This is a genomic window from Hoylesella timonensis S9-PR14 (genome assembly GCF_000762405.1).
Classification (GTDB): Bacteria; Bacteroidota; Bacteroidia; order Bacteroidales; family Bacteroidaceae; genus Prevotella; species Prevotella timonensis_A.
On the sequence record NZ_JRPQ01000223.1, the window covers coordinates 1 to 1427 of the forward strand.

Below are 1427 nucleotides of genomic sequence, written 5' to 3' on the forward strand. Positions count from 1 at the left end.
TAATCACTTGCCAAAGTGATTATTATCAAGCCCCTATTATGGGCGCACTAAAAGCGTAGAATGAGCCGTCCTCGCAAATCACGCTCATGTTGGTCTCCGTCTCAAAATCCTTGACGGCAGCCTTCACACGCAGCACGTTCTCCGCATCCTCCGCCTTGCCGGCAATGATGTTCTGTGAACCCAAATCCACATAGCGGACAGGCGCAGGGAAAATCAGATGCACCGTCTTTTCAAAAGTAACCTCCAAGCCGTAAGGCAGGACGATGCGTCCGTTTGGGATTGCCTTGCTCATCCCTTGAAAGAGTTCTCCCGATGAGAGCGGANGGTCGGGCGTGAGCGTTNAAGTCGTTGTNTGTGCAGTGGCTGACGCTCCCATCGTGGCAAGCAGGACAGCCGAAAAAATCCATTTTTTCATTGTTATCTTCTTTTTTATGATTGATAGTTTTATTTGGTTTGAACTAAGAACAGGCGGTAGCCTCCTTTGAGTGTTACCTTGACGGTGCGGAGCTTCTTTTGGAGCAGCTGGCTTGCGCCCTGCATCACCCCACGAGCCGCCTCCGAGATAATCTGGTCTTTGGCAGAGGAAGCAAAGGTGAAGGACGTTCCCATTGAACCACCAATGTTCGCACCCACCTCTTTAAGGGCATTGACGTCCTCCGAACCGGGAATGAACACACCCTCCTGTCCGTCGGTGTCGTATGCCGAGAGCTTCACGGCAATAATCCGTCCCTCGACCTCAATGCTCTTAACGAGCAGGTGCAGGCGGTTGCCCTCAATCTTAGCCCTCGCAATGAGTCGGCTTTGTCGTGGAATGTGCAGTCCCTGTACCTTGGCACTTTCAAGCAGACGGAGGACTACATTGTCACCCTCTTTAAGAACTGTAGTCCTGTCCACAACAACTTTCAGCGTATTGCGCACTGTAGGTACAGCCGTGCTTGTGAGCGAATGAAAGCCCATATTACGAGCCTTCTTGCCGTATTCCTCCATAAAGTACACATCGCTCATAGGTTGGTTGAGCGAAGAGACCACCTGCTTACGTTCTGCCAACACCTCCATTACGGGAAGAGAACTGGTTGAGGACGCTTGTTTTGTTGCCGATGTTTCCAAAGTACCTTTTTCCTTTGCGGGCGTAAAAGCGTGGGCAGCATTGGTAGTCGAAGAAGACTGTGGCAGATACTTTGCCGCCATTTGGTAACTCTTTTCCATCAAGGCGAGCTGTCGCTTCTCCTCCGCATCCTCATTCTCGTTCTTCGCTGCCAACTCCTTTTTGAGATTATCCAACTCCGAGCGCAGTGCCTCACGCTCCTGCTCATTGGGGTCGGGCGCATAAAAAGAGTTCAACAGGCGGTTGTTCTCCTCATAGCGGTGCATCGAGCTTTCAATCTTTGCCGTCGAAGCGGCTGNTTCCGCACGCTCGCTTTCCGAGG

At 51.6% G+C, this 1427-nt stretch carries 1 protein-coding gene and 1 pseudogene; both read right to left on the reverse strand.

Going from position 1 to position 1427, the window contains the following annotated elements; all coding sequences use genetic code 11:
• Positions 1 to 46 precede the first annotated feature (46 nt).
• A pseudogene (locus tag HMPREF9304_RS12000) lies at positions 47 to 415 on the reverse strand (DUF8473 domain-containing protein); the annotation flags it as partial.
• 29 nt (positions 416 to 444) lie between these two features.
• Positions 445 to 1427, reverse strand: a 983-nt coding sequence (gene traM / locus HMPREF9304_RS12005; RefSeq protein ID WP_036929510.1) for a conjugative transposon protein TraM, incomplete at its 5' end; no start/stop codon positions are given.